The organism is Devosia sp. Z11_6 (genome assembly GCF_058133665.1).
Genome location: NZ_JBYUNQ010000001.1, coordinates 32,880 through 57,608, shown reverse-complemented (window position 1 = coordinate 57,608; position 24,729 = coordinate 32,880). Strand labels below are relative to the sequence as shown.

Below are 24,729 nucleotides of genomic sequence, written 5' to 3'. Positions count from 1 at the left end.
ATGATCCAGAACCGGACCCTCACCATTGTCTGCCATGGCATCCTGATCTTTGGTGCCCTGCTGGTCTGCTTGCCGCTGTACTTCGCCTTTGTGGCCAGCTCGCACACGCTTCAGGAAGTGCAGCAATCCCCCTTCCCGGTGCTACCGGGGCTGCACTTCTTTGACAATGTCGCGCAGGCCTGGAACGAGGGCAATTTCGGCCGGCTGTTCCTCAACTCGATCATTGTCACCTGCGGCATCGTGATCGGCAAGCTCGCCATCTCGCTGTTGGCGGCCTTTGCCATCGTCTACTTCCGCTTCCCCTTTCGGATGACGGCGTTCTGGCTGATCTTTGTGTCCCTGATGCTGCCGGTCGAAGTGCGCATCATCCCCACCTATGAGGCCGTTGCCGACGTGGCGGGGCCCCTGCGCTGGGTGGTCGATATTTCGGGCCTGTCCGGGTTGATCGCCTCCCTGACCGGTTACCGGGTTGAGACCGCGCTCAACTGGAGCCTCGTCAACACCTATCAGGGCCTGATCCTACCCCTGATTGCCTCGGCTTCGGCAGTGTTCCTGTTCCGCCAGTTCTTCCTCACCGTGCCCGAGGAGCTCTGCGAGGCAGCGCGCCTCGACAAGGCGGGGCCGATGCGGTTCTTCTGGGATATCCTGCTGCCGCTCTCCAAGGCCAATATCGGCGCGCTGGCGATCATCCTCTTCATCTTCGGGTGGAACCAGTATCTCTGGCCCCTCCTCTTTACGACCGACAAGAGCATGGCCACTGCCGTGCTGGGCCTCAAGCAATTGGTGCCCGTTGCCGATGCCGAACCGGCCTGGAATCTGGCCATGGCTGCGGCGTTCTTCGTCATGCTGCCCCCAGCCGTCATCATCCTGGCAATGCAGGGCCTGTTCACCAAAGGACTTGTCGATTCCGGCAAGTAAGCTTCAACCAAGAGGGTATCTGAAGTGGTTCAAATCGTCGGTCACCGCGGCGGTCGCAACGTGTGGCCAGAAAACAGCCTGGGCGGTTTCGAGAAGGTGCGCGCGCTCGGCGTCGATGCCGTGGAGTTCGATATCCACCTGACCAAGGCGGGCGAGCTCCTGTGCATCCATGACGCTACGCTCGAGCGCACGACCCTGGGCACGGGCCTCGTGGCCGATCTGCCAGTGGATGGGCGCAAGAACGTGATCTTGCGCGACAGCGACAGCGAGCACATCCCGACTTTCCGCGAAGTGCTCGAACTGTTCGCCGACAGCACGCTCGAACTCCACATCGAGCTCAAATCCGATCACGACCACAAGCCCTATCCGGGCATTGTGCCCGCCGTGCTCGCCGAGATGGAGCGCTTCAACTTTGGGGATCGGGCGGTGCTCACGAGCTTTGATCCCGATGTCCTGCGCGACATCCGCACAGCGGTGCCCAATGGGCGGCGCCTCGCTTCGATTGACCGGCACTCGGCCGAGCGCCTCGGCGGACTGCCGGCCGCGCTCACTATGCTCGGCGAACTCGTCGAGATCGTCGCGGTGGAACGCAGCGTCCTCCTCGAAAATCTTGATCTGGTGAAGTCCATCGTGCCGATGAACCGGTGGGCGGTATGGATGTGCAACGATGCCGAAAGCATCGGATACTGGCTGCAGCAGCCCGTGTTCTCCATCACCTCCGATGTTCCCGATCTCGCCGTTTCCGTAAAGGAAAAGCTTCGTGGCTGATTCAATACTCGATACGGATGGGGCCGCGGCCGACCCCATCATCTTGCACAACACCGACCTCGTAATCTTCGATTGCGATGGAGTGTTGATCGACAGCGAGATCATTGCCAGCCGCACCATGGCCGAAGCCCTCACCGATGCGGGCTTTCCCATGACGCAAACCGAAGCCCATGTGACTTTCACCGGCAATTCCGAGCGGGACACCAAGGCTTATCTGACCGAAAAGCTCGGGGTTACAGATCTCGACGCCCTCTTCACCGCCTGGGGCAAGCGCCTTTACAAGGGCTTTGAAGCCGTCGAAGAGATCGAGGGCATTGCCGATGTGGTGACACGCCTCAACCGCCCGATCTGCGTGGCCTCCAACAGCTCGCTCTACCGGCTGACTCGCAGCCTTGGGCGCGTCGGGCTCTGGAAGGCCTTTCATGGTCATGTGTTCAGCGCCGACCACGTTGCCCACCCCAAGCCAGCACCGGACCTGATGCTGCACTGCGCCGCTGAAATGGGGGCCGATCCCCGCCGCTGCATTATGGTGGATGACAGCCCCCACGGGGTCGAGGGCGCCCTTGCCGCCGGCATGATCGCCATCGGCTTTGTGGATCTGCGCGATCCCCGCGGCAAGCGGGCCGAAGTGCTGCGCGAAGCGGGCGCGCATCTAGTCGCGAACGGCAGCAGCGAATTGCAGGCTTGTCTCGAGCAAGCCGATTTGATGCTGGGCAACAGTTCTGCTCGCCCTCAAGACGCTACCCTGGGCTCTGGCTCAGAGGCCCGCTAAACACGTCCCATGCCCGGCCCCCCTCGCGTGGCCGGGCATCCCCGCTCGATATGCCCGAGCCCTACCAGTTGCTTTCCAGCGCTTCGCGAGCCTGATCGTCACTCCAGCTGGCGGGCACCCAGACCCCAATCTGCTTGCCTTCGCGCTCGATCTGGGCGTGCCGCATCGGCGTCGCGCCCGTAGCGCCCGGGCTTTCGTCATGGTCGTATTCGGCCAGTTCGTGGCTGAACTCCCTGCCGTGCCAGTCGCCGTGATGCAGCCATCGGCCAGTGAATTTTTCCTGCGTAATGCTCATGGTAAACCTCGTGGTTACCGTAATAACGCCAATCGGCTGATCCGGCTCCGCGCAAAAGCTAGGGACATAGACCAATTTGTGCCATTCGCGCCCTGCCCTCAGTGAAAGGCGCAAGATCGACAAGAAGAAGCCACGCACTCGATTGCCAAGCACGCGCCCGCAATAGTATGCCCGCAGGAACAAGCAGGAACCGAGGTCACCAAATCTACCAGCACAAGAAAATCGGCCTGATCGGGGCCGGGGCAATCGGGCAGTCGCTGTTGCGTGCCATCGCCGCCATGCTCGAGGTTGAAGTGGCATTCATCTTGGTGCGGGATGCGGGCAAGCTGCAGGGCCTCGATGTGGACCCCAGCTTGGTTGTGACCGATCCCGCCGCGGCAGTTGAGCGGGATGCTGACCTGGTGCTCGAGGCGGCAACGCCAGCCTTGGTTGCTGCGCTGGCGCCAGGCTGGCTCGATCGAGCCGATTTTTGCGCCTTCAGCTGCTCGGCGCTGGCAGATGCCGAGACCGACCGGGCTGTCCGCGCCGCGGCGGCACGATCGGGGCGCCGGTTCTTTGTGCCCCATGGCGCCGTTCTGGGGCTGGACGGCATTGCCGATGGGCGCGACCTCATTGAAAGCGTTACCATCACCACGACCAAAAGCGGTAAGAGCCTTGGGCTTGATCCGCAAATAGGGGGCGTGGTGTTCGAGGGATCTGTGCGCGAGGCGTGCCGGTTGTTTCCGCGCAACGTCAATGTTCACGCCGCCATTGCCCTGGCGGGGATCGGTTTTGACCAGACAACCAGCCGGATTGTTGCGGAACCGGGCCTCGCCACCAATCAGCATCGTATCGAAGTCACGGGCGAGGGCTTTGACTGGGATATTGGCGTATCCTCGCGCTCGCTGGGTGGGGTGACGGGATCCTACACGCCGCTCTCCGCGGTCGGCTCGCTTCGGCGTATCCTCGGCGGCACAGGCGTGGCCTTGGTCTAGTGGCTGGCGAGCAAGGACCAACTCGGATTTAATTGCACTCCCGAGCCCCTGGAGCTTGGTCTTCCCCCTTCCAGGATTGCCCCATCAAACGCCGTTCGGTTGAGAATAAAGGACGTTGAATGTCGATCCACAGCAAGTTCAGCAAACTGGGCACCCAGAATGCCCCGGGCCAGGAAACCCGGCAGGCTATTGCCGGCACCGAGAGCTTTCTGAGCGGCGAAACGCTCGCGGGCACGCCCGTCGATTTCTCCCATGGCGATGTGGACGCCCATGAGCCCACGCCCGGTGCTCTCGATCTCTTCAACGCCGGCGTCCCCAAGGGCGGAGCGCAGGCCTATACGGAATATCGCGGCTCTGGCGAGATCCGCGACGCAGTGGCTGCCCGCCTCGCCGCCTTTACGGGCGCGCCGGTTGATGCCCGCGACGGGCTGATCATTACCCCCGGCACCCAGGGGGCGCTGTTCCTCGCGGTCGCCGCCACCATGGTGCGCGGCGACAAAGTCGCGATCGTCCAGCCCGATTATTTCGCCAACCGCAAACTCGTTGAATTCTTCGAGGGCGAAATGGTGCCCGTGCAACTGGGCTATCGGCAAGCGCCAGCCGGACAGGCAGGACTGGATCTCGACCAGCTGGAAGCCGCCTTCCAGGCCGGCGCCAAGCTTTTTCTCTTCTCCAACCCCAACAACCCCACCGGCGTCGTGTATTCGAGCGACGAGATCGCCAGCATCGCCGCTCTCGCCACGCGCTATGGTGCCAGCGTGATCGTGGATCAGCTTTATTCGCGGCTGCTTTATAAGGGCGTCGCCTATACCCATCTGCGCGCAGGCGCGGTCGACGCCGAAAACGTCGTGACCATCATGGGGCCATCCAAGACCGAATCCCTCAGCGGCTATCGCTTGGGCGTCGCCTTTGGCTCGAGCGAAATCATCGAGCGCATGGAAAAGCTGCAGGCGATCGTGTCCCTGCGCGCCGCCGGCTACAACCAGGCCGTGCTGCGCAGCTGGTTCGATGAGCCCGCCGGCTGGATGGACGACCGCATCGCCCAACACCAGGCTATCCGCGACGATCTGGTGGAGCAGTTCCGCTCCATCGAGGGCTGCTTTGTCCGCACGCCCGAAGCGGGCAGTTACCTCTTCCCGCAATTGCCCGAACTGAGCATCGAGCCGGCGCAGTTCGTGACCGTGCTGCGCGTGCTGGCCGGTGTGACCGTGACACCCGGCACCGAGTTCAGCCCCCATTCGGGTGCCAGCATCCGGCTGAACTTCTCCCAGGATCATGCCGCGTCGGTCGCTGCCGTCCAGCGGCTTGCCACGCTGGTGGAGCGCCATCGGGGTTAGAGCGTAAACTCGCGTCAAGCTGGGCAAATAGTGGCGGGCTCGAGAGATTGGATTGACCGCGCCGATTGGGCCTGATGAAGTAAAACTTACAGGCAGCGGGGCAGCTTAGCTGCGCTCTGCCGCCCACACCGCAATAATAAGCTGCCCAATATGGGCGCGACCGGGAGACCACCAAGATGAAGCGAATTGTAACGGGACTGCTGCTGGCATCCACTTTCCTGGGCTCGTCGGGGCTGGCTTTCGCCCAGCAAACCACGCTGACCATCGAAAGCTGGCGCAACGACGATCTGCCCATCTGGAACGAGAAGATCATCCCAGCCTTTGAGTCCGCTCATCCCGAGATCAATGTCGAGTTCGCGCCGCTGGGCCCGACCGAATACAATTCGGCTGTTGGCGCCAAGCTCGAAGCAGGCACTGCCGGCGATCTCATCACCTGCCGCCCCTTCGATCTGGCGCTCGCCCAGTTCACCCAGGGCTATCTGGCCCCGCTTAATGACCTGCCCGGCATCGAGAATTTCTCCGATGTCGCCAAGTCTGCCTGGACCACCGATGATGGCGCCACGACCTTTTGCGTGCCCATGGCTTCGGTGATCCATGGCTTTATCTACAACAAGGACATCTTTGCCGAGCTGGGCCTTGAAGTGCCAGCGACGGAAGACGAGTTCTTTGCCGTGCTCGACGCCATCAAGGAAGATGGCACCTATACTCCCCTGGCCATGGGCACCAAGGACCAGTGGGAAGCGGCCACCATGGGCTACTACAACATCGCCCCCAATGCCTACAAAGGCGAGGAAGGCCGTCTCGCCTTGATCTCGGGCGAGCAGAAGCTGACCGACCCGCAATGGGTAGAGCCCTATACGACGTTGGCGCGCTGGAGTGCTTATCTGGGGGACGGCTTTGAAGCCCAGACCTATCCCGATAGCCAGAACCTCTTCACCCTCGGCCGCGCTGCGATCTTCCCCGCGGGCTCCTGGGAGATCTCGGTCTTCGAGCCGCAGGTCGATTTCGAGATGGGCGCCTTCAAGCCGCCGGTCAAGAATGCCGGCGACACCTGCTACATCTCGGATCACAACGATATTGGCCTGGGGCTCAATGCCGCGTCGCCCAATGCGGAAGCGGCGCGCACCTTCCTGTCCTGGGTCGCCTCGACCGAGTTCGCCGAAATCTATGCCAATGCTTCGCCCGGCTTTTTCAGCCTGAACTCGGCGGCCGTGCCGCTCGAGAACGAACTGGCCCAGGAATTCGTCTCCTGGCGCGAGGATTGCGAGACCACCATTCGCCACCCAGCCGCCATTTTGGGCCGCGGCGAGCCCAATCTCGACATCGAGACCTGGCGTGAATCGGCCAATGTGATCAACGGCACCACCACTCCGGAAGATGCTGCCAAGATCACCCAGGATGGCCTCGCCTCCTGGTATGAGCCGCAGCAGTCCAACTAAGCGCCTATGACCATGGGGCTGCGAAGGCTTGATCCTTTGCAGCCCTTTTTGCTTGCCGCCCCCGGCCGCACTGGAACAGCATGACCGTCGACGCCCCCTCCCCGCCCATTGCCGCCGCGTCCAAGCCACGGCGCTGGCACATCCTGGTGTTTCTGGCGCCGGCCCTGCTGGTTTACACGGTGGTGATGATCTATCCGCTGGTCGAGACCCTGCGCCTGTCGCTGTTTGTCGCCGGGCCCGAGGGGCAGCGTTTCGTAGGACTCGACAATTTTGCCCGCCTGCTAGGCGATCCGCGGCTGGCCGCGAGCTTCTGGAACGCGCTTTCCAACAACTTCATCTTTTTTGCTATCCATATGCTGGTGCAAAACCCTATCGGCATCCTGCTGGCGGCGCTGCTGTCCATGCCTGGCCTGAAGCTGCGTGGCTTCTACCGCACCGCCATTTTCGTGCCGACCATCCTGTCCTTCGTGATCATCGGCTTTATCTGGAAGCTGATCCTGTCGCCGCTTTGGGGCGTTTCGCCCTATCTGCTCGATCTGGTCGGGCTCAAGCACCTGTTCGCGCCCTGGCTGGGCGAGGCGCATTCGGCGCTGATCACCGTGTCGCTGATCTCGGTTTGGCAATATGTCGGCATTCCCATGATGCTGATCTATGCCGCGCTGTTGTCGATCCCCGATGATGTGATCGAGGCGGCCGAGATCGATGGCGTCACCGGCTTTTCCCAGTTCTTCAAGATCCAGCTGCCGCTGATCCTGCCGACCATCGGCATCATCTCGATCCTCACCTTCGTCGGCAATTTCAACGCCTTCGACCTGATCTATGCCGTCCAGGGCGCCATTGCCGGGCCGGATGGATCGACCGACATCCTGGGCACGCTGCTGTATCGCACCTTCTTTGGCTTTCAGACCCAACTGGGCGACCGGCATCTTGGCGCGACCATCGCAACGCTGATGTTCTTCATCATCCTCGCAGGCGTTGCCGTTTATCTCTTCGGCATCCAGCGCCGCATGCGCCGGTACCAATTCTGATGGCCCAGACCCGCACGTCCCTCCGCAGCCAGATCGCGGCGCATGCAATCCTCATCACCTATACGGTGATCGCGCTGTTCCCCGTGTTCCTGATCATCGTCAACTCGTTCAAGTCCAAGCGCGCGATCTTCAACTCGCCCCTCGAAGTGCCGACGCCCGAAACCTTCACCCTGATCGGCTACGAGACCGCGCTTGGGCAGGGCAATTTCCTGCTCTACTTCTCCAACAGCTTGCTGGTGACGGTCGCGTCGCTGTTTTTCGTGCTGCTGTTCGGCGCCATGGCCGCTTTTGCGCTCTCGGAATACCGCTTCCGTGGCAACACGCTGATGGGGCTATACCTCGCGCTCGGCATCATGATCCCAATCCGCCTTGGTACCGTCGCCATCCTGCAGCTGATGGTGGCGGGCGGGCTGGTCAACACGCACTGGGCGCTGATCCTCGTTTACACCGCCCAGGGTCTGCCGCTGGCGATCTTCATTCTCTCCGAATTCATGCGGCAGGTGTCCGACGACCTCAAGAATGCCGGCCGCATCGACGGGCTGTCAGAATACAAGATCTTCTTTCGCCTGGTGCTGCCACTGGTGCGCCCGGCTATGGCGACCGTTGCCGTCTTCACCATGATCCCGATCTGGAACGATCTGTGGTTCCCGCTGATCCTGGCGCCGGGCGAGGCGACCAAGACCATCACCTTGGGCTCGCAGATCTTTATCGGGCAATATGTCACCAACTGGAATGCAGTGCTGGCGGCGCTGTCGCTGGCGATCCTGCCGGTTCTGGTTCTTTATCTCATCTTCTCGCGCCAGCTGATCCGCGGGATTACCTCGGGTGCTGTGAAATGACCGATCAACCTGTTCGCGTGCTTGTTGCCGGCTTGGGAACCATGGGGCGCAGCCATGCGCTGGCTTATCACAATGAACCCGGTTTCGAGATCGTGGGCGTGGTGACCCGCAGCGGCAGGGTGCCCGAAGAGCTCAAGGCCTATGCGCATTTCGCCGATTTCTACGAAGCGCTGGCGGCGACCAAGCCAGAGCTCGCTTCCATCAACACCTATACCGACACCCACGCCCCCTACGCCATCGCGGCAATGGAGGCGGGCGCGCATGTGTTCCTGGAAAAGCCAATTGCCGCCACTGTGGAGGATGCCCGGCGTGTCGTTGAAGCGGCGCGCCAGCACGATCGCAAGCTCGTCATTGGCTACATACTGCGCCACCACCCCTCGTGGATCGACTTCATCGCCAAGGCGCGCGAGCTTGGCCCGCCCTATGTGTTCCGCCTCAACCTCAACCAGCAATCGGCCGGCTCGTTCTGGAAGGTGCACAAGACCTTGATGGAATCCACTTCGCCTATCGTTGACTGCGGCGTGCATTATGTCGACGTCATGTGCCAGATCACCGATGCCAAGCCGGTGCAGGTGCGCGGATTGGGAGTGCGGCTGACCGACGAGATTGCGCCCGCCCAGTTCAACTACGGCCATCTGCAGGTCGCGTTCGATGACGGCTCGGTGGGCTGGTACGAAGCGGGCTGGGGTCCGATGATCAGCGAAACCGCGTTTTTCGTCAAAGACGTGATTTCGGCCAAGGGAGCGGTGTCGATTGTCATGGACGAAGGCGCACGTTCCTCGGACCATTCGACCCACACCAAGACGGCACGCATCCGCACCCACCATGCCGAACTGCAGGCCGATGGCAGCTTTGCGCACGCCGATGAATGGCTGTCCACCGAAGATGAGCCCGGCCATGATGAGCTCTGTGCACGCGAGCAGCGCTTCATGCTGCGGGCCATCCGCGAGGACATCGATCTCTCCAAGCATAACGAAGACGCGGTGCGCTCGCTCGAGATCGTCCTCGCCGCCGACCAGAGCGCGCGCGAAATGCGCGCCATCGACCTTTAGGACCAGACATGGCTGACATTGCTACCCGCCTGCGCCTCAATGCCGTGACCAAGAGCTTTGGCTCGACCGAGGTTATCCGCGGCGTCGATCTCGAAGTGGGCGATGGGGAATTCGTGGTTTTTGTCGGCCCCTCTGGCTGCGGCAAGTCCACCCTGTTGCGCATGATCGCCGGGCTCGAGGACGCCAGCTCGGGCGCGATCGAGATCGACGGCAAAGTGGTCAACAACCTGCCGCCGGCCAAGCGCGGCATCGCCATGGTGTTCCAGACCTATGCCCTCTATCCGCACCTGACGGTGCGCAACAACATGGCGCTGGCGATGAAGCAGGCGGGCGAGCCGGCGGCCGACATCGAAGCACGGGTGGCCGAAGCCAGCCGCATGCTGTCGCTCGAGCCCTATCTCGAGCGGCGGCCCGCCGAGCTTTCGGGTGGCCAGCGCCAGCGTGTCGCCATTGGGCGCGCCCTGACGCGCAAGCCCAAGCTCTTTTTGTTCGACGAGCCGCTCTCCAATCTCGATGCCGCGCTGCGGGTCAATACGCGGCTCGAGATCGCCCGGCTGCACCGGCAGCTCAAGGCGACCATGATCTATGTCACCCATGACCAGGTCGAAGCGATGACGCTGGCCGACCGGATCGTCGTGCTCAACGCCGGCAGGATCGAGCAGGTCGGCTCGCCCATGGAGCTTTACAACAAGCCTGCCAGCATCTTTGTCGCCGGCTTTATCGGTTCGCCGCAGATGAACTTCATTCCGGCTGAAAGGCTGGGTGTTGCCGACGCTGCCACCATCGGTATCCGGCCCGAGCACCTGACGGTCAGCACCACCGAGGGGCAGCTTGCAACCCGCGTGATGCACGTGGAGCATCTGGGCGCCGACACCAATCTTTACCTCGAAAGCGAGGCGGCGGGACTGATCACCGTCCGCTTGTTTGGCGAACAAGCCTTCACGCCCGAGACGACGGTATTTGTTACCCCCAACCCGCTTTACCTGCACCGCTTCGATGCACAAGGCCGGTCCGTAGCCTGACCATCAGGACGTTTGCCGTTTCAACACCGCTCGCGCCCGCCTCGACACAGCCGGCACCGACATGATGATCGTGATCACGATCACGAGGCAAAGGACGACACTGATGGGGCGGGTGAAAAATGGCGAAGGATCGCCATTGGTCAATTGCAGGCCGCGGCGCAAATTGAGGTCAAGCAAGTCACCCAGGATGATGCCGAGCACCAGCGGGGCCATGGGGTATTTCATCTCTCGCAAAACGAACCCGACAATGCCAAAGCACAGCATCACATAGACGTCGAACATGCGTTGCGTGATGGCGAACGAGCCAACCACGCACAGAACATAGATCACTGCCATCAGCCGTTCCCGCGGCACCATCAGGACCTTGATGAACAGCTTGGTGAGCGATAGCCCGAAGATGAAATTGGCCAAGGTGGCCAACAGCAGCATGGCGACCACCTGGTAAAGGAAAGCCGGGTTCTCCACCATCAGCATCGGGCCGGGTCTGATGTCGTGGATATACATGGCCGCGATCAGCACCGCTGCCGCGGCAGAGCCGGGCAATGCCAGGGTCAGGGTCGGGATCATGGCAGCCGAAACCACGGCATTGTCCCCGGTTTCGGCGGCGATCAGGCCCTCCTGACTGCCTTTACCGAATTCCTCTGGATGCTTGGAGGCGCGCTTGGCGGCGGCATAGGAGGTCCAGGAGCCAACGTCTTCGCCAACGCCTGGGATGATGCCGACAAAGGTGCCGATCAAGCCCGAGCGAATGATCGTGCGCCAATAGCGAAAGACTTCCCCGAGGGTAGGAACGACGCGGTCATTGACCGCGGCAATCTGGGCCACCGCGCGCCGCTTCATCGCTGAAAGAATTTCGGCAAAGCCGAAGGCACCGACCATGGCGGGGATAAGGTCGATGCCGCCACCGAGCGCCTGGATACCGAAGGTAAAGCGCTGATGGGCATGCAGGGTTTCCATGCCGATCATGGCAATGAGCAAGCCCAATATGCCGGCGATATAGCCCTTGAGCGGCGTGTCGCTACCCGACATTTGGCCCGAAATCACCACCCCGAAGAGCGCCAGCCAGAAATACTCATAGGAGCCAAACTTCAGCGCGGCCTCGGACAGGAGGGGGGCGATGATGGCGAGAAAGAAGATGCCGACCAAGGTGCCTAGTGTCGAGGAGGTTGTCGCGAGCCCCATCGCCAGCCCCGCCTTCCCTTGCAGAGCCAATGGGTGACCATCCAGCGCTGCGGCAGCATTGGCGGGCGTACCCGGAATATTGAGCAGGATGGCGGTGCGGCTGCCGCCATAGATGGCACCCAGATAAACGCACATCAGCGTCAGGATCGCCTGATCGGGTGCCATTTTGTAGGTGAGCGTGACAAGGAGGGCAACGCCCATGGTGGCGGTCAGACCCGGCAGGATGCCAATCACGAGGCCGAGGAGCGTAGCCCACACGACATTGAACAAGGACTGGGGATTGAGGAAGTGACCAATCCCCTGCCCCAGCAGCAGCAATCCATCGAACATGAACAGATCCTAGGGCAAGCGCACCAGAAAAACGCGGGCAAAGACGAGGTAGATTCCGGTGCCGCCCGCAACCGCGATGCCGAGCGCCCAGACCGCACTTTGCAGTGGGGGCATTGGCGCATCGGTCAGAACGACCTCGAACAGCACGATAAAGCTGAAGATGAAGAGCATGGACGCCGCCCAGAACGGCAACCAACCCACGAGGATAAGGGTGTAAAACAGGGCGAGGGCCATCACCGCGAGTACGCGCCGCGCTTCGGGGGTCACCAGTAGTGCCGCAAGTCCCCGCCACGCACCAGGCGCCTTGATGCGCCAGGAGCGCACCGCGAGCAGAGCGCTGCACAGTGTGAGCAAGACGCCCAAGACAAGGGGAACCAGTCCCGGGATCGTCGCAGGATTGATCCGGCGCACTTCGAGCCGCGGCATGGTCCAGGATAGGTAGATCACGGCCAACCCCAGTGCGAGCAGCACAAGGGCCGTCAGGAGATCGGCGCGAGAGCGAATTGCTTCGTCCCCGGGGGTGTTCGTAGTGTCCATCGCGGTACTCTTGAGACGGCCTGACGAAGAGGGAGGAGGTGGCGGGCTCCCACCCGCCACGATGCTCTAGGGCGTGCCAACTTCGGCGCGGGTTGCGCAATCAATGCCGATGGTCGAAGGATCGTTGACGGCCTCCCCCCGGTCCACTGAAGAACAAGCCTCAAGAATAACAACAGGCATGGCCAGTTCACGCGCCTTGGGGCCGTAAGAAGGGGCGAACACGGCGCCGAAGGTTTCCGCATAGGCCTTCAGTTCGGGCGAAGTCATCACCTTCTCCTCCCAAATCCGGTCCAGCGTCGCCAGCACTTCGGGTGGCGAATCGGCAGGAAGGAAGATGCCGAAGTAATCGGGTGCCAGTTCCATTTCCGGCAGCCAGTTGGTGATCGGCGGAATGGGCTCAACACCCTCCAGCACCAGCGGCTGGTCGGACAACACGGCCAGAGCCTTGAGGCGACCTCCGCGGATCAACTCGGTCTGCTCCACGGCCAATTGCGTGGTCACCATGGCTTCGCCCGATGCTGTCGCAATGGCGGCGGGGCCACCGCCATCATAGGTGATCATGTTGTATTCAAAATCGGCAGCGTCGCTGAGCGCGGCAACAGCCGTTCCGCCCGAGGAGGTTATGCCGGCAGTGGCAACCGTAATCTCCGGGCCCCGGGTCTTGAGCGCTTCGAGCAACTGGCCGAAATCGGTGAACTCGCTATCAGCAGGAACGCTAACCACCGGCACATTGGCGACGGAAAGGTAGATATGCCAGTCGTCGATGTCGGTATCTTCGAGCAGTCCCGAAACCGAGTAGGTCGCGTTGTTGGCAATCGCGTTTGCCGTCCAGGTATAGCCATCATGGGGGGCGTTCAGCACCTCCTGGGTACCGATCGCACCAGAAGCGCCCGGCTGATTGACGACCACAACTTCAACGCCCAAGGCCTCAGCCAAGATGGGAGCTGTGACCCGGGTAACCTGATCAGTGGAGCCGCCAGCCCCCCAAGGCACGATCAGATTGATTGGACGATCGGGCTTCCACTCCTGCGCGGCCGTCAAGGACGTGCCCAGCATCAGCGCTGACGCGCCGCTCGCCAAGACAAACAGCATTCGTCTGTTCATCGAATTTCCTCCCAAGGTGCACGTGATCCGGATATTTCCGTGATCACCTCGCCAGATTGCTGTTCCTCCGCAGCCTCTGTCAACCGATAAGTAACCGCCTGGTTACGGAGTAAAGGCGTCGCGAACGACGTCTGCCCATCCCGGCGAGTGGACGGTCAAGCGCGACCAAAGAATCGGGCGACACGCTCGATTATGCGATCCGCCAGCTCCTGTTTGGTTCCGGCGCCAAGATCGGTGACCCCGTCGGCGGCAACAAGATGAATGTGATTTAGCTCGCCGCCAAACACACCAGCGGCGGATGACACGTCATTGGCGAGGATCCAGTTGGCGCCCTTGGAGCCCAGCTTTGCCTGGGCATTGCTGATAAGGTCATCGGTTTCAGCAGCGAACCCAACGACCAATTGTGGCCTCTGGTGATGGTGGCCGATGGTCGCGAGGATGTCAGGGTTGCGCACGAGCTGAATAGAGAGTTGTTCGTCGTCGCCCCCCTGCTTCTTGAGCTTGCTGGAAGCAATTGTTGCCGCCCGCCAGTCGGCCACCGCGGCGACAAAGATTGCGCCGTCTACCGGCAGAGCGCCGGTGGCGGCCTCCAGCATTTCCGCTGCCGTCTTGACGTTGATAACCGTCACGCCCTTGGGGTCCTGCATGGTGGTCGGGCCGGAAACCAGCATGACGGCAGCGCCTTCGCGCGCCAGGGCGGCCGCGATGGCATGGCCCTGCTTGCCCGAGGACCGGTTGGAGATAAAGCGCACTGGATCGATCGGTTCTTCGGTCGGGCCCGAGGTCACGAGAAAGGAAAGTCCGGCGAGCCTTTGCTGTTTTGGCGCGAGGGCTTGTCGGGCAGCCTCGAGTATTTTCATTGGTTCTGCCATTCGGCCAAGCCCGGCTTCCCCGGACTCCGCCATTTCCCCGCTCTCCGGCCCAACAAACAACACGCCGTCGGCCGTGAGTGTCGCGACATTGCGCCGGGTGGCGGGGTTGTCCCACATCTTTGGGTTCATGGCTGGGGCAACGAGGACCGGACTGTCGCGCGCCAACAAAATTGCCGTTGCAAGATCGTCCGCGAGGCCAAGCGCCATCCGGGCCATGAAATCGGCGGTGGCGGGCGCGACAACAATGAGATCGGCCTCGCGTGCAATTCGGATATGGCCGACATCGGCTCCGGCGACCGGCTCGAAGAGGTCGGAAGCAACCGGCTGGCCGCTTACCGCCGCAAGGGTAGTCGGGGAGATGAAGTTGTGCGCGCCCTCCGTCATCACACAGCGCACCTTGGCGCCCTGTTCTCTCAGTCGGCGCACAAGATCGGGTGCCTTGTAGGCGGCAATGCCGCCCGAAACGATAACCAGGATCTGCTTGTCGCTAATGCTCATGGTTGCTCCTGTCGCAGCCCGGCGATCTCAAAGCCCCGGGACCTTTGGTCGGCTCGCAACAAGCGGCCAGCTTCGAGATCGATGTCGAAAACGCGCACCTGACTGCGGCCAAGCAAGCTCAGGAGGTCTGCGGTGGTTTGGGGGGCGGGATGGGCGAGGCCGGCCACGCCCGAACTTGGGTGCTCGCCCCCACCGCCGCGCACCGGATAGGCCCAGTCGCTGACGGCGATATATGCGGCCTGTTCGAAGGCGCGCGCAATCATGGCATGTCTCCAGCGCGCCCGGGCCATGTGGGGAGTGCTTTTTCGGCTAACCGAGAGGGCTGGAACAAAGATGATTTCCGGCGGGGTCTCAAGATGGCGGTAAGTCTCGACATGAAAGAAATCGGCACAAACCAGGACGAAACACTGCACCCCACCAATGTTGAAGCTGGCTCCCGCGCGTTCCCCCGCTTGGGAGATGTTCCGCTCCCGGCCGTAGGGATTAGCCTTCTGGTACCGTGCAACGACGGCGCCGCCGGGGTCGACAACAATGCCTTGGTTCACGGGGAGCGCGCTGAGGTTGTCGAACTGGCTGCCACCAACAACATGGCAGCCGAACTCTCGCGCCATCTCGGCAACGGCCGTGTGGTAGTCCGCTGGTGAGTAGCCCTCCCAACCAGCTCGGGCAAGAGAATGACGTCATCCTGATCACCCTTGAAGGCGCGTCTTTTAATGCTCTTTGCGATCCTGCCGATATCGTCTCCATCGAGCATTCGGACCTTGGGCTGTGTCAACACGACCTTCAACGGCGCGCTCCAATACGGTTCCAAAGGCACATGGCCGGTGCAAGCAAGAAAATCAACCGCTGCCCAGGGATCAACCAAGGTTAACATAAGAGCGGCGACAGACGCGGCTGCGCCATCCGCAGCCTTGTTGGGGATTTTCAGGGTCAGCGTTGAACGCTGCCCTTTCCCCACAGCTTGCACAAGTGCTTCCAGCAGGCAGGCTGTGCCTTGCTGCACCAAGATGGAGCGCTTACATCGCCGGAGCGTGAACCGAGTTTTTGCCTGAACATACGGCAACTTGCTGCCGCTTTGAGCAGAATAATCGCTCTGCTGTTTGCTGTTGTGCGAGCCACACAATCAATGTTGACACGCGCTTTGAAAGCCGCCTAGCTTGAAAATACTTTACAAGAAAGTACTGACCCCACCCGGGGCCGGCACAAGAAGAACGCGGGGGTAGCGAATTCATGCGGGTCGGCGTAATCGGTCTCGGATTTCGTTTGGGCTATCTAGCGCGGGTGTTTTCCGCAGCCAGGGACGACTTCGAGATTGTGGGCTATGTGGATCCTGCTCCCGCCGGCCTGTCCTATGCGCAGGAACACGGTGTTTCCGTCGGTTATGCCTTCCAAAGCCTTGAGGCGCTGATCGAAGAGGGCCAACTCGATCTGCTGATGGTCGGCTCACCCAATCACCTGCATCTCGAGCACATCCGCATCGGGCTTGAGCGCGGCATGAAGATCTTTGCCGAAAAGCCCGTCGTTACCTCGGTCGATGACACCATGGCACTGGCCGAACTGCTCGGGCGATACGGCACGGATCGGGTTATGGTCGGCCTCGTGCTGCGCTATGCGCCGCTATACCAGGATTTGCGCCAGGCGCAGGCGGAAGGCCAGCTGGGCGACATCGTGGCCATCGAGGCTTCCGAGACCATCCCGCCCTATCACGGCGCCTTTTTCATGCGTGATTGGCGCCGTTATGAGCGCTATGCCGGCAGCTTCATGCTCGAAAAATGCTGCCACGACCTTGATCTTTATAATGGGGTAATGGGGTGCCGGCCGCTGCATGTGGCGAGCTTCGGCGGTCGCCGCAGCTTCACGCCAGCCAATTCACCACAGGGCGCCGGCGCCAACGATCTCGAAGTTTATCATCGCAAGCCCTCGGGCTGGGAAGGCTCCGACAAGGTCTTTGATAGCGATGGCGACATCATCGATTTCCAGACTGCGATCGTGCAGTACGAAACTGGCGCTGCGCTCACCTTCCACACCAATCTTAACGTGCCCGACGATTACCGGCGCTTTGCGGTGATTGGCGCCAAGGGCATGGCCGAAGGGGACTTCGTGCGCAATTACTTCAAGGTCACCGATAGTCGCACCTCCGAGCGGTTTGAAGACAAGACCTACAAGGCAAGCGACCTCTCGGTACATTACGGGGCCGATGAGCAGATGGCCGAGGACATTTTGCGGCACCTAACCGAGGGGGTGCCCCTGCCGGTGTCGGTCACCGACGCGCTTGAGGCAGGCTTGCTGGCGCTGGCCATGGACCAAGCGATGAAAACGCGATCGGTGGTCCACATGACCCCGATCTGGCAGCGCTTCGACAATGCACTCGGCCGAAGCCAGTAAGGGGGACCGCCGATGACCAGCACCAGAAGCGCAACAGTTTTCGCTCTCGCCCTGCTGGCTCCGGCCCTGATCTACATCCTGACCATTGTCGCCTATCCGCTGGTCGACACCATCATTCTCTCCTTCACCAATGCCGCCCTGCGCCCTGGCTATGATTTCGTGGGCTGGGCCAATTACGAGCGCATCTTTGGCGCCGGCAATTTCACCGAAATCATCATCCGCACCATCATCTGGACCTTCTTTTCGGTCTCCATAAAGATGATCATCGGCATGTGCGGGGCCGTGCTGCTCAATGCGGCTGTCCCCGGCCAGACGCTGTTTCGCATCCTCACCATGCCGCCCTGGATCGTGCCTATCGCGATCGGCATCTTCATGTGGGGCTGGATGTATAATGGCCAATTCGGGATGATCTCGGGCCTGCTGCAGAATTTCGGTCTGATCAACGGTCCCGTCGCCTGGCTCGCCTATGGCCACACCGCCTTCTGGGCCACCATCGTAACCGATGTGTGGATCGGCGTGCCCATGGTCACGATCTATTTCCTCGCGGCCATGCAGTCGATCCCCAAGGATCTCTACGAGGCCGCCTGGACCGATGGTGCCGGGCGCTTTTATCGCTGGCGCCGCATCACCCTGCCGCTGATGGTGCCGGCCATCGTCACCATGAGCCTGCTCTCGCTTATCGCCACATTCAATTCGTTCGACATCATCTGGATCCTGACTCAAGGGGGCCCCTCGGGCTCCACCACGACGATGATTATCGACACCTACAAGACCGCTATGGGCAGCCGCAAATATGGCGAAGGCGCCGCGCGGGCCGTGGTGATCTGCATCTTCGTGTCGATATTCTGCCTCGTTTATTTCCGCGCCGTGCGCCGCCTCGGGCAAGGAGAAGCCAAGTGACCGATGTGCCCCATTCCCAAGAAGTTGCGGCCCTCAATGATGCGGCGCTGGTCCGCCGGGGGCGCAAGGCCAGGGCACGCTCCACAAGGGCGATGATCGACCGCTACCAGTGGTACGAAGTGGTCGCGATCTATTCGGGGATCGCGCTATTCCTGTTCTTCGTGCTGGCGCCCTTTATCGAGGGCTTCATGGTCTCGCTGAAGCCGCTCGCCCAGTTGTTCTCGACGCCCTACAGCTTCATTCCGAAAAACGGCTCCTTCAACGCCTATATCGATATGTGGTCCAGCGTCCCCATGCTGGGCCTGCACATCTTCAACTCGTTTTTCATCTCCAGCGTGGTGACGCTGATCGTCCTCGTCGTGGTGGTGCCGGCGGCCTATGCCTTTGCCCGCTTCCGCTTCGCCGGGGCCGGCATGCTGCTGGGCATGTTCCTGGCCGTGAACATGTTTTCGGGTGCTGTGCTCTTGATCCCGCTGTTCCGGCTGATGCGGGCCATGGGCCTGCTCAACAGCTATTTCGCCATGATCGTGCCGGGTGCGGCGTTCCTGATCCCCTCGTCTATCTGGCTGTTGCGCACCTATATGCTGCGCATTCCGCGCGAACTGGACGAGGCCGCCTGGGTCGATGGTGCCTCACGCCTTTATACCCTGCGCCGGGTGATCCTGCCGCTGGCCATGCCCGGCATCGTTGTCGTGGCCATCATGACCTTTATCGGGGCGTATGCGCAGCAATTCATCTTTGCGCTGACCTTTAATTCCAAGACGGAGTTCATGCCGCTGCCGATCGGGCTTTATGCCTTTTTCGGCAAGCAGGAGGTGCTCTGGAACGAGCTGATGGCGGCCTCCTTCGTGGGCATCCTGCCCGTCATGATCGTGATCGTTTTTCTGCAACGCTATCTCGTAGCCGGCCTCACCGCCGGGGCAGTCAAGCAATAAAGCAACCAAGGGTTTCGGACGCCGGGACCCTGCTCCCGGCCAAGGAAAGAAGCGGCTCTGGAAGGGACCGCGCATCACAAAGGGAGACTAACGCATGAAAATATCCAAGCGCTTCGTCCTGGCCTCGCTTGCCGCCCTGTCCGGCTCCACCGGACTGGCGGGAATGGCCGCCGCCGAGGAGATCAACATCATCTTGTGCGGTGATGTGGTGACCCCGGTCTACACCAAACTCTTCGAAGAATGGAACGCCGCCAATCCCGATTACCCCGTTGCGCCCGAACTCGTCGGCTGGGGTCAGTGCCAGGACAAGGTGACGACCCTCGCCGTCGCCGGCACCCCCGTCGACATCGCCTATGTCGGCTCGCGCACCCTCAAGCAATTCGCCCAGAACGACTTGATCGTTCCCGTCCCGATGTCGGACGAGGAGAAGGCCGCCTACTACAATTTCGTGCCCGAGACCGTGACCTTCGAAGGCGCGCAGTGGGGCATCCCGGTGGCGTTCTCCACCAAGGCGTTTTTCTGGAACAAGGATTTGTTCGAACAGGCTGGGCTCGATCCCGAAACTCCGCCCAAGACCTGGGAAGAGCAGCAGGCTTTTGCCAAGCAGATCACCGAGAACACTGACGCCGCGGGCTTTGGCATGATCGCCAAGACCTTTGATGGCACCGTGCACTGGTTCTTGCACTGGATCTACACCAACAACGGGCAGGTCATCGATGCCGATGGAAATATCGTCCTCAACAGCCCGCAGAACCTTGCGGCCCTGACGGCCTTCAAGGACATCGTTCCCTATTCCGAAGAAGGCCCCACGGCCTATGAGCAGAACGAAGTGCGCGCCATCTGGCTCGACGGTGGCCTTGCCATGATGCACTGCTCGGTCAGCTGCGCCAATCGCGGCACGGAAGCCGGCATCAATTGGGGCGTTGCTCCCCTACCAGTTGGTCCTGACGCACAGGGTCCGGGCACGCTGCTGATCACCGACTCCCTGGCCGTGTTCAAGGGCACCGGCCAAGAAGACAAGGTTATCGAATTTGGCAAGTTCCTGACGTCGCCGGCAAACCAGCTGGCCTACGAGCTGTCCGAAGGCGGTCTTACTCCGCTGCGGCCTTCTCCTGAAGTGGACGCCATGATCGCCGAAAAACCGCACTGGAAGCCCTTCGTTGATGGCATCGAGTTTGGCGGTCCCGAACCGCTCCTCACTGACTATGTCGGCTTCCAGAACGTGATGATCGAGATGGTCCAGTCCGTGGTGACTGGCCAGGCCGAGCCGCAGGCTGCGCTGGAAAACGCCGCCGCCGAAATCGAGCAGTACAAGTAAGAAACTACAGCGATCTCGCCGCCGCCCACGGGCGGCGGTTTTCCCCATCGGAGACAGCAGATCCATGTCGCAGCTCAGCCTCAAAAGCGTTGAAAAGAGCTTCAATGAAGCCCGCGTCATCAAGGGAATCGATCTGAACGTGGCCGATGGCGAGTTCGTGGTGTTTGTGGGGCCTTCGGGCTGCGGCAAGTCCACCCTCTTGCGCATGATCGCGGGGCTCGAGGATGTGAGCGCCGGCGAGATCGTCATCTCGGGCAAGACCGTCAATGAGCTGCCGCCGGTGCAACGCGGCATTGCCATGGTGTTCCAATCCTATGCGCTTTATCCGCATATGACCGTGTTCGAGAACATCGCTTTTCCCCTGCGGGTGGAAAGGCTGCCCCAGGCCGAGGTGGACAAGCGCGTCCATGCCGCGGCCAAGGTACTGCAGCTGGAGCCGCGCCTGCAGCATCGGCCGGGCCAGCTTTCGGGCGGGCAGCGGCAACGCGTGGCCATCGGGCGGGCGATCGTGCGTCAGCCCAAGATCTTTCTCTTTGACGAGCCGCTTTCCAATCTGGATGCGGCGCTACGCTCGGAGATGCGCATCGAGTTGATGGAGCTCCATAAGCGGCTGGGCTCGACCATGATCTATGTGACCCACGACCAGGTGGAGGCCATGACCATGGCCGACAAGATCGTGGTGCTCGACGCCGGCCAGATCTCGCAGGTCGGCTCCCCGCTCGATCTGTACCACAGGCCCGATAATCTGTTCGTGGCGGGCTTTATCGGCTCGCCCAAGATGAACTTCATCAACGGCACGGTGGCCGCCTTCGATGGCGCGATGGTGAGCCTTGATCTGGGCGTGCTTGGGACTCTTTCCCTGCCCCGTCGGTCGGCGCCCGCTATCGGTGAGCCCGTGACGCTGGGCGTTCGTCCCGAGCATCTCAATCTCGGGCCCGGCGCCTTCACGCTCACCATCATGCCGCGCATTGTCGAGCATCTGGGCATCCACACAGTGATTTATTCCGGGCTGCCGGGCGGCGAGAACTTCATCGGGCTCTTTGAAGGGGATCCCAGGATCACCGAAGGCGCTCCGATCGAGGTTAGCTTCGAGCCCGACCAGGTGCATGTGTTTGATAGCCGGGGGCTCGCCATCTACTAGGCGGGCGCGCGTTCGGGGAGGGCCCATGCTGGACATTGTCGGGCTGCTGCAGAGCGAGAAGACGGTTTTTACCCGCTCGGAGCAGGCCCTTACCGGAATCGTGCTGGCCGATGTGGAAGGCGTGCTCAAGATGAGCATTGTCGATCTTGCCGCCCAGGCCGAGGTGTCACCGCCCACGGTGACACGGTTTTGCCGCCGGCTGGGCTGCGACTCCTATGCCGATTTCAAGGTGAGGCTGGCGCAGTCGCGCTTTGTGGGCCAGCGCTATATCGCCCCAAGTTCGGGGCCAACGAGCGTGCATGACATCGCCCAGGAGGTGGTGAACGGCATCCAGTCCACGCTTTACGACAGCTTCGAGGCGCTGGATTTTGACGCCATCGAGCGCGCGGCCGAGGCGCTGGCGGCTTCGAGCTTTGTGCTGTGCTTTGGCTCGGGGGGTTCCTCCTCCATGGTCGCGAGCGAAGCGGAGGCCCGTTTGTTTCGTCTGGGGCTCAAGGTGACCTCATCCACCGACCATCAGGTGCAGCTGATGCGCGCCGCTTCCGCGCCAGTAGGGAGTGTCGTGCTCGCGTTTTCGCTTTCGGGCAATAACCTGCCGCTGGCGCGGGCGCTGGCAGCGGCAGGGGAATATGGCACGACGCGACTGGTGGTCTCGCGCGCGGGTTCGGCCATGGCTGAGCAGGCCGATGTGCTGGTGCCCGTCTTTTGGCGCGAAAACCAGGACATTGTTCGCCCCACTCCCGGGCGCTACGCCTTTCTGGCCACGCTCGACATCCTCGCCCAGACCGTGGCCGTGCGCCTGGGCTCCCGTGCCATTGGCAGCATGCGCCGCATCAAGCACCAACTGGTCGTCAACCGCGACGGTGACGACGCCCAGCCGCTGGGGGACTAGGGCTTTGCGTGGTGCTTTCTTCGGTTGTCCCCACCGACGCCTTGTTTCCCCGTCCATTTCACTCGTCCCAGGGCGGGTGCTGCCACGCCGTCCCTTCTTCCAGCCTGTAGAGTGAATTTTGCCCATGACCATCGCCTTTGCCCTCCGAACCTCCTGGTCCCCTGCCGCTGACGGGGAGCCGCTCGGCTATGGTCTGGAGCTGACCAATACCGGCACCAGCCCGGTTGCCAACTTCCAGCTTGGCTTTTCAGGGCCGGCACGGATCGATCCGACGGCAACGCTGGAAAATGGCACGCTGCTCAAGCGCCTTTCCAACCACACGCTGATCGGGCCGCCCGAGGGGCTGGTGCTGCAGCCTGGCGAAACCTGGGTGGCGACCGCCCGCGGCCTGTCTTATGGCCTGCGGCACTGGAGCGACGGGGCCAATGCGGCTTATGTGGTGCTGGAGGACGGGACGGCGGTGGCGGTAACGACCGCGCCCACCCACGGCAAGGGGCACAATTCCCCACTCCTGAAAGGCGCAGCCCGGTTTGCGGTGCCGGCCCGATCACCCGCGCGCCATGCGATCATTCCCTGGCCGCGCCAGGTGGCGACCACGGGCAGCCGCATTGCGCCCGCGGGTTTTGACCTTAAACCGCAGGGCGAAGCGGCGAACCGCGCGGCGGCAGCCTTTACCGGGCTGGTGCATGATCTGTTCCCCGTGGAGGCCATTGTGCGCCCGGCGTCCGAAGCGGGCTTACCGGTGAGGCTGGTGGAGCAGCCGGGTATGGCGGCGGAAGCCTACCGGATCGAGTTTGCCGAGGCTGGCGCCATCGTGGCGGCGACCACGCGGCAGGGGCTGTTTTATGGGGTTGTGACCTTGGGGCAGATGCTGCGGGGAGCGCGGCTCCATCCAGGCACGTTCAGCTTCCCGACGGGGGGCACCATTACCGACGAGCCCGGATTTGCGTTTCGGGGCAGTCACCTCGATGTCGCGCGCCAGTTCTACACCGGCGCCGAGGTCAGCCAGTTTCTCAAGATCCTGGCCTGGAACAAGATGAACAAGTTCCACTGGCACCTGACCGAGGACGAAGCCTGGCGCATCGAGATCGATGCTTATCCCGCGCTCACCGAGGTTGCGGCCTGGCGTGGCCATGGTCTTGCGATGCCGCCGCTGTTGGGCTCGGGGCCGCAGCCCACAGGGGGGTATTACTCCAAACCGGTTATCCGCCAGATCGTGGCCTTGGCCGATAGTCTAGGGATCGCGGTGATCCCCGAAGTGGACATGCCAGGGCACTTCTATGCCGCGCTGCAAGCGCTGCCCGAATTGCGCGATCCCAGTGAGACCGGCCAATACCAAAGCGTGCAAGGCTTTCCCAACAACAGCCTCAACCCGGCCCATGAGCCGGTCTACCGGTTCGTCGAGGCCGTGGTGGATGAAGTGCTGGAGCTGTTTCCGGCCGGCATCTTCCATATCGGCGCCGACGAGGTGCCGCTGGCGGCCTGGTCAGGCTCGCCGCTGGCGCTGGACATGCTGGAACAGCTCGCAGGGTCCGAGATGCGTCAAAAGCACGAGGCACAGTTCAACCAGCTGGGCAACCATCATGGCGCCGACGAGATCGAAGGCTCCCCCACCGCGATCCTGCAGGCCGAGTTCATCAAGCGCGTCCACGCCTATATCACCAAAAAAGGCGCCCTGACCGGCGGCTGGGAGGAGGCGGCGCATGGCGATGCCGTGACCAAGGAGCATTCCTATGTGATCGGCTGGCGTAATGTGGAGGTCAATGCCGAGCTGGCCGAGCGCGGGTTCGACATCGTGGTTTCCCCGGGCCAGCGCTATTATCTCGACATGGCCAATGGCGTCTCCTGGGCCGAGCCGGGTGCCGGCTGGGCGGGATGGTCCGGCCCGCGCGAAACCTATGAGTTCGAGGCACGGGAGGGTTTTTCGCCAGAGGCGCTCAAGCACCTGTTGGGTATCCAGAGCTGCATCTGGTCGGAATCAATGACTGACCGCGCCATCTTTGATCGCCTGGTTTTCCCCCGCCTTTCTGCCATCGCCGAAGCGGGCTGGACCCTGCCCGAGCATAAAAGCTGGGAGCGCTTCGCCTCCATGGTCGGGCTTATGCCCATCATGTATGGCCACTGGGCCAGCGAGTGACAGCTCAACCGGGTTCACGGCAATAGCCGTGTCATCATCGTTCAAGACACAAGG

Annotated in this window: 23 protein-coding genes and 1 pseudogene; 17 read left to right on the top strand and 7 right to left on the bottom strand. The window is 61.9% G+C overall.

Translation table 11 applies throughout. The features are described 5' to 3' along the window. From AC3YMN_RS00300 to AC3YMN_RS00290, 3 genes are read left to right on the top strand one after another with little or no spacing between them, the layout of a single operon-like run. The gene (locus tag AC3YMN_RS00300) at nt 1–918 is read left to right on the top strand and encodes an ABC transporter permease subunit (RefSeq protein ID WP_489888493.1); all 918 of its coding nucleotides are present in this window, start codon (nt 1–3) and stop codon (nt 916–918) included. A 24-nt stretch (nt 919–942) separates the two neighbouring features. Further along, the gene (locus tag AC3YMN_RS00295; RefSeq protein ID WP_489888492.1) at nt 943–1,686 is read left to right on the top strand and encodes a glycerophosphodiester phosphodiesterase family protein; all 744 of its coding nucleotides are present in this window, start codon (nt 943–945) and stop codon (nt 1,684–1,686) included. After that, nucleotides 1,679–2,458 carry an HAD family hydrolase gene (locus AC3YMN_RS00290; RefSeq protein WP_489888491.1) on the top strand — a complete coding sequence of 260 codons (780 nt, stop codon included), beginning with the start codon at nt 1,679–1,681 and terminating at the stop codon, nt 2,456–2,458. The genes AC3YMN_RS00295 and AC3YMN_RS00290 overlap by 8 nt, the downstream gene beginning before the upstream one ends. A gap of 61 nt (nt 2,459–2,519) precedes the next feature. On the opposite strand, the gene AC3YMN_RS00285 is transcribed toward AC3YMN_RS00290, so the two are convergent. Further along, nucleotides 2,520–2,753, bottom strand: a complete 234-nt coding sequence (locus AC3YMN_RS00285; protein WP_172124577.1) for a hypothetical protein — start codon at nt 2,751–2,753, stop codon at nt 2,520–2,522. Nucleotides 2,754–2,920: 167 nt separating this feature from the next. Between AC3YMN_RS00285 and AC3YMN_RS00280 the strand changes: the two genes are divergently transcribed. The 7 genes from AC3YMN_RS00280 to AC3YMN_RS00250 all read left to right on the top strand — a co-directional run bounded on the left by AC3YMN_RS00280 (nt 2,921) and on the right by AC3YMN_RS00250 (nt 10,444). Beyond that, entirely contained in the window at nt 2,921–3,727 is an 807-nt protein-coding gene (locus tag AC3YMN_RS00280; RefSeq protein WP_489888490.1) for an aspartate dehydrogenase domain-containing protein, read from the top strand. Between the two features lie 119 nt (nt 3,728–3,846). Next, nucleotides 3,847–5,064 carry a pyridoxal phosphate-dependent aminotransferase gene (locus tag AC3YMN_RS00275; RefSeq protein WP_489888489.1) on the top strand — a complete coding sequence of 406 codons (1,218 nt, stop codon included), beginning with the start codon at nt 3,847–3,849 and terminating at the stop codon, nt 5,062–5,064. Between the two features lie 176 nt (nt 5,065–5,240). Next, nucleotides 5,241–6,503, top strand: coding sequence for an ABC transporter substrate-binding protein (locus AC3YMN_RS00270; RefSeq protein ID WP_489888488.1), 1,263 nt, complete (start codon nt 5,241–5,243; stop codon nt 6,501–6,503). An 80-nt stretch (nt 6,504–6,583) separates the two neighbouring features. Further along, on the top strand, nt 6,584–7,531 hold the full coding sequence (locus tag AC3YMN_RS00265) for a carbohydrate ABC transporter permease (protein WP_489888487.1): 948 nt from the start codon (nt 6,584–6,586) through the stop codon (nt 7,529–7,531). Further along, complete coding sequence (locus tag AC3YMN_RS00260) at nt 7,531–8,370, top strand: carbohydrate ABC transporter permease (protein WP_489888486.1); 840 nt, start codon at nt 7,531–7,533, stop codon at nt 8,368–8,370. The genes AC3YMN_RS00265 and AC3YMN_RS00260 overlap by 1 nt, the downstream gene beginning before the upstream one ends. Then, nucleotides 8,367–9,422 (top strand): Gfo/Idh/MocA family protein, encoded by a 1,056-nt coding sequence (locus AC3YMN_RS00255; protein WP_489888485.1) that lies wholly within the window; start codon nt 8,367–8,369, stop codon nt 9,420–9,422. The genes AC3YMN_RS00260 and AC3YMN_RS00255 overlap by 4 nt, the downstream gene beginning before the upstream one ends. Nucleotides 9,423–9,430: 8 nt before the next feature. After that, nucleotides 9,431–10,444, top strand: a complete 1,014-nt coding sequence (locus tag AC3YMN_RS00250; protein ID WP_489888484.1) for an ABC transporter ATP-binding protein — start codon at nt 9,431–9,433, stop codon at nt 10,442–10,444. Between the two features lie 3 nt (nt 10,445–10,447). On the opposite strand, the gene AC3YMN_RS00245 is transcribed toward AC3YMN_RS00250, so the two are convergent. From AC3YMN_RS00245 to AC3YMN_RS00220, 6 genes and pseudogenes are all read right to left on the bottom strand, one after another. Further along, nucleotides 10,448–11,956, bottom strand: coding sequence for a tripartite tricarboxylate transporter permease (locus tag AC3YMN_RS00245; protein ID WP_489888483.1), 1,509 nt, complete (start codon nt 11,954–11,956; stop codon nt 10,448–10,450). Between the two features lie 9 nt (nt 11,957–11,965). Then, on the bottom strand, nt 11,966–12,493 hold the full coding sequence (locus AC3YMN_RS00240; protein WP_489888482.1) for a tripartite tricarboxylate transporter TctB family protein: 528 nt from the start codon (nt 12,491–12,493) through the stop codon (nt 11,966–11,968). 66 nt (nt 12,494–12,559) lie between these two features. Beyond that, a complete protein-coding gene (locus tag AC3YMN_RS00235) occupies nt 12,560–13,597 on the bottom strand; it encodes a Bug family tripartite tricarboxylate transporter substrate binding protein (protein WP_489888481.1) in 1,038 nt (345 codons plus the stop codon). A gap of 155 nt (nt 13,598–13,752) precedes the next feature. After that, complete coding sequence (coaBC, locus tag AC3YMN_RS00230; RefSeq protein WP_489888480.1) at nt 13,753–14,967, bottom strand: bifunctional phosphopantothenoylcysteine decarboxylase/phosphopantothenate--cysteine ligase CoaBC; 1,215 nt, start codon at nt 14,965–14,967, stop codon at nt 13,753–13,755. Beyond that, entirely contained in the window at nt 14,964–15,230 is a 267-nt protein-coding gene (locus tag AC3YMN_RS00225; protein ID WP_489889208.1) for a hypothetical protein, read from the bottom strand. The genes coaBC and AC3YMN_RS00225 overlap by 4 nt, the downstream gene beginning before the upstream one ends. Nucleotides 15,231–15,248: 18 nt before the next feature. After that, nucleotides 15,249–15,578 (bottom strand): annotated as a pseudogene (locus AC3YMN_RS00220) (carbon-nitrogen hydrolase family protein); the annotation flags it as partial. Nucleotides 15,579–16,197: 619 nt separating this feature from the next. Here AC3YMN_RS00220 and AC3YMN_RS00215 point away from each other — a divergent pair. From AC3YMN_RS00215 to AC3YMN_RS00185, 7 genes are all read left to right on the top strand, one after another. Then, nucleotides 16,198–17,352, top strand: coding sequence for a Gfo/Idh/MocA family protein (locus tag AC3YMN_RS00215; protein ID WP_489888479.1), 1,155 nt, complete (start codon nt 16,198–16,200; stop codon nt 17,350–17,352). 12 nt (nt 17,353–17,364) lie between these two features. Further along, a complete protein-coding gene (locus AC3YMN_RS00210) occupies nt 17,365–18,252 on the top strand; it encodes a carbohydrate ABC transporter permease (RefSeq protein WP_489888478.1) in 888 nt (295 codons plus the stop codon). Nucleotides 18,253–18,344: 92 nt separating this feature from the next. Further along, the gene (locus AC3YMN_RS00205; RefSeq protein WP_489889176.1) at nt 18,345–19,187 is read left to right on the top strand and encodes a carbohydrate ABC transporter permease; all 843 of its coding nucleotides are present in this window, start codon (nt 18,345–18,347) and stop codon (nt 19,185–19,187) included. Between the two features lie 94 nt (nt 19,188–19,281). After that, complete coding sequence (locus tag AC3YMN_RS00200; protein WP_489888477.1) at nt 19,282–20,505, top strand: extracellular solute-binding protein; 1,224 nt, start codon at nt 19,282–19,284, stop codon at nt 20,503–20,505. A 64-nt stretch (nt 20,506–20,569) separates the two neighbouring features. Further along, nucleotides 20,570–21,646: an ABC transporter ATP-binding protein gene (locus AC3YMN_RS00195; RefSeq protein WP_489888476.1), complete on the top strand. Its 1,077-nt coding sequence runs from the start codon at nt 20,570–20,572 to the stop codon at nt 21,644–21,646. Between the two features lie 25 nt (nt 21,647–21,671). Next, the gene (locus AC3YMN_RS00190) at nt 21,672–22,538 is read left to right on the top strand and encodes a MurR/RpiR family transcriptional regulator (RefSeq protein ID WP_489888475.1); all 867 of its coding nucleotides are present in this window, start codon (nt 21,672–21,674) and stop codon (nt 22,536–22,538) included. Nucleotides 22,539–22,662: 124 nt separating this feature from the next. Beyond that, the gene (locus tag AC3YMN_RS00185) at nt 22,663–24,675 is read left to right on the top strand and encodes a beta-N-acetylhexosaminidase (RefSeq protein ID WP_489888474.1); all 2,013 of its coding nucleotides are present in this window, start codon (nt 22,663–22,665) and stop codon (nt 24,673–24,675) included. Nucleotides 24,676–24,729: the final 54 nt, after the last annotated feature.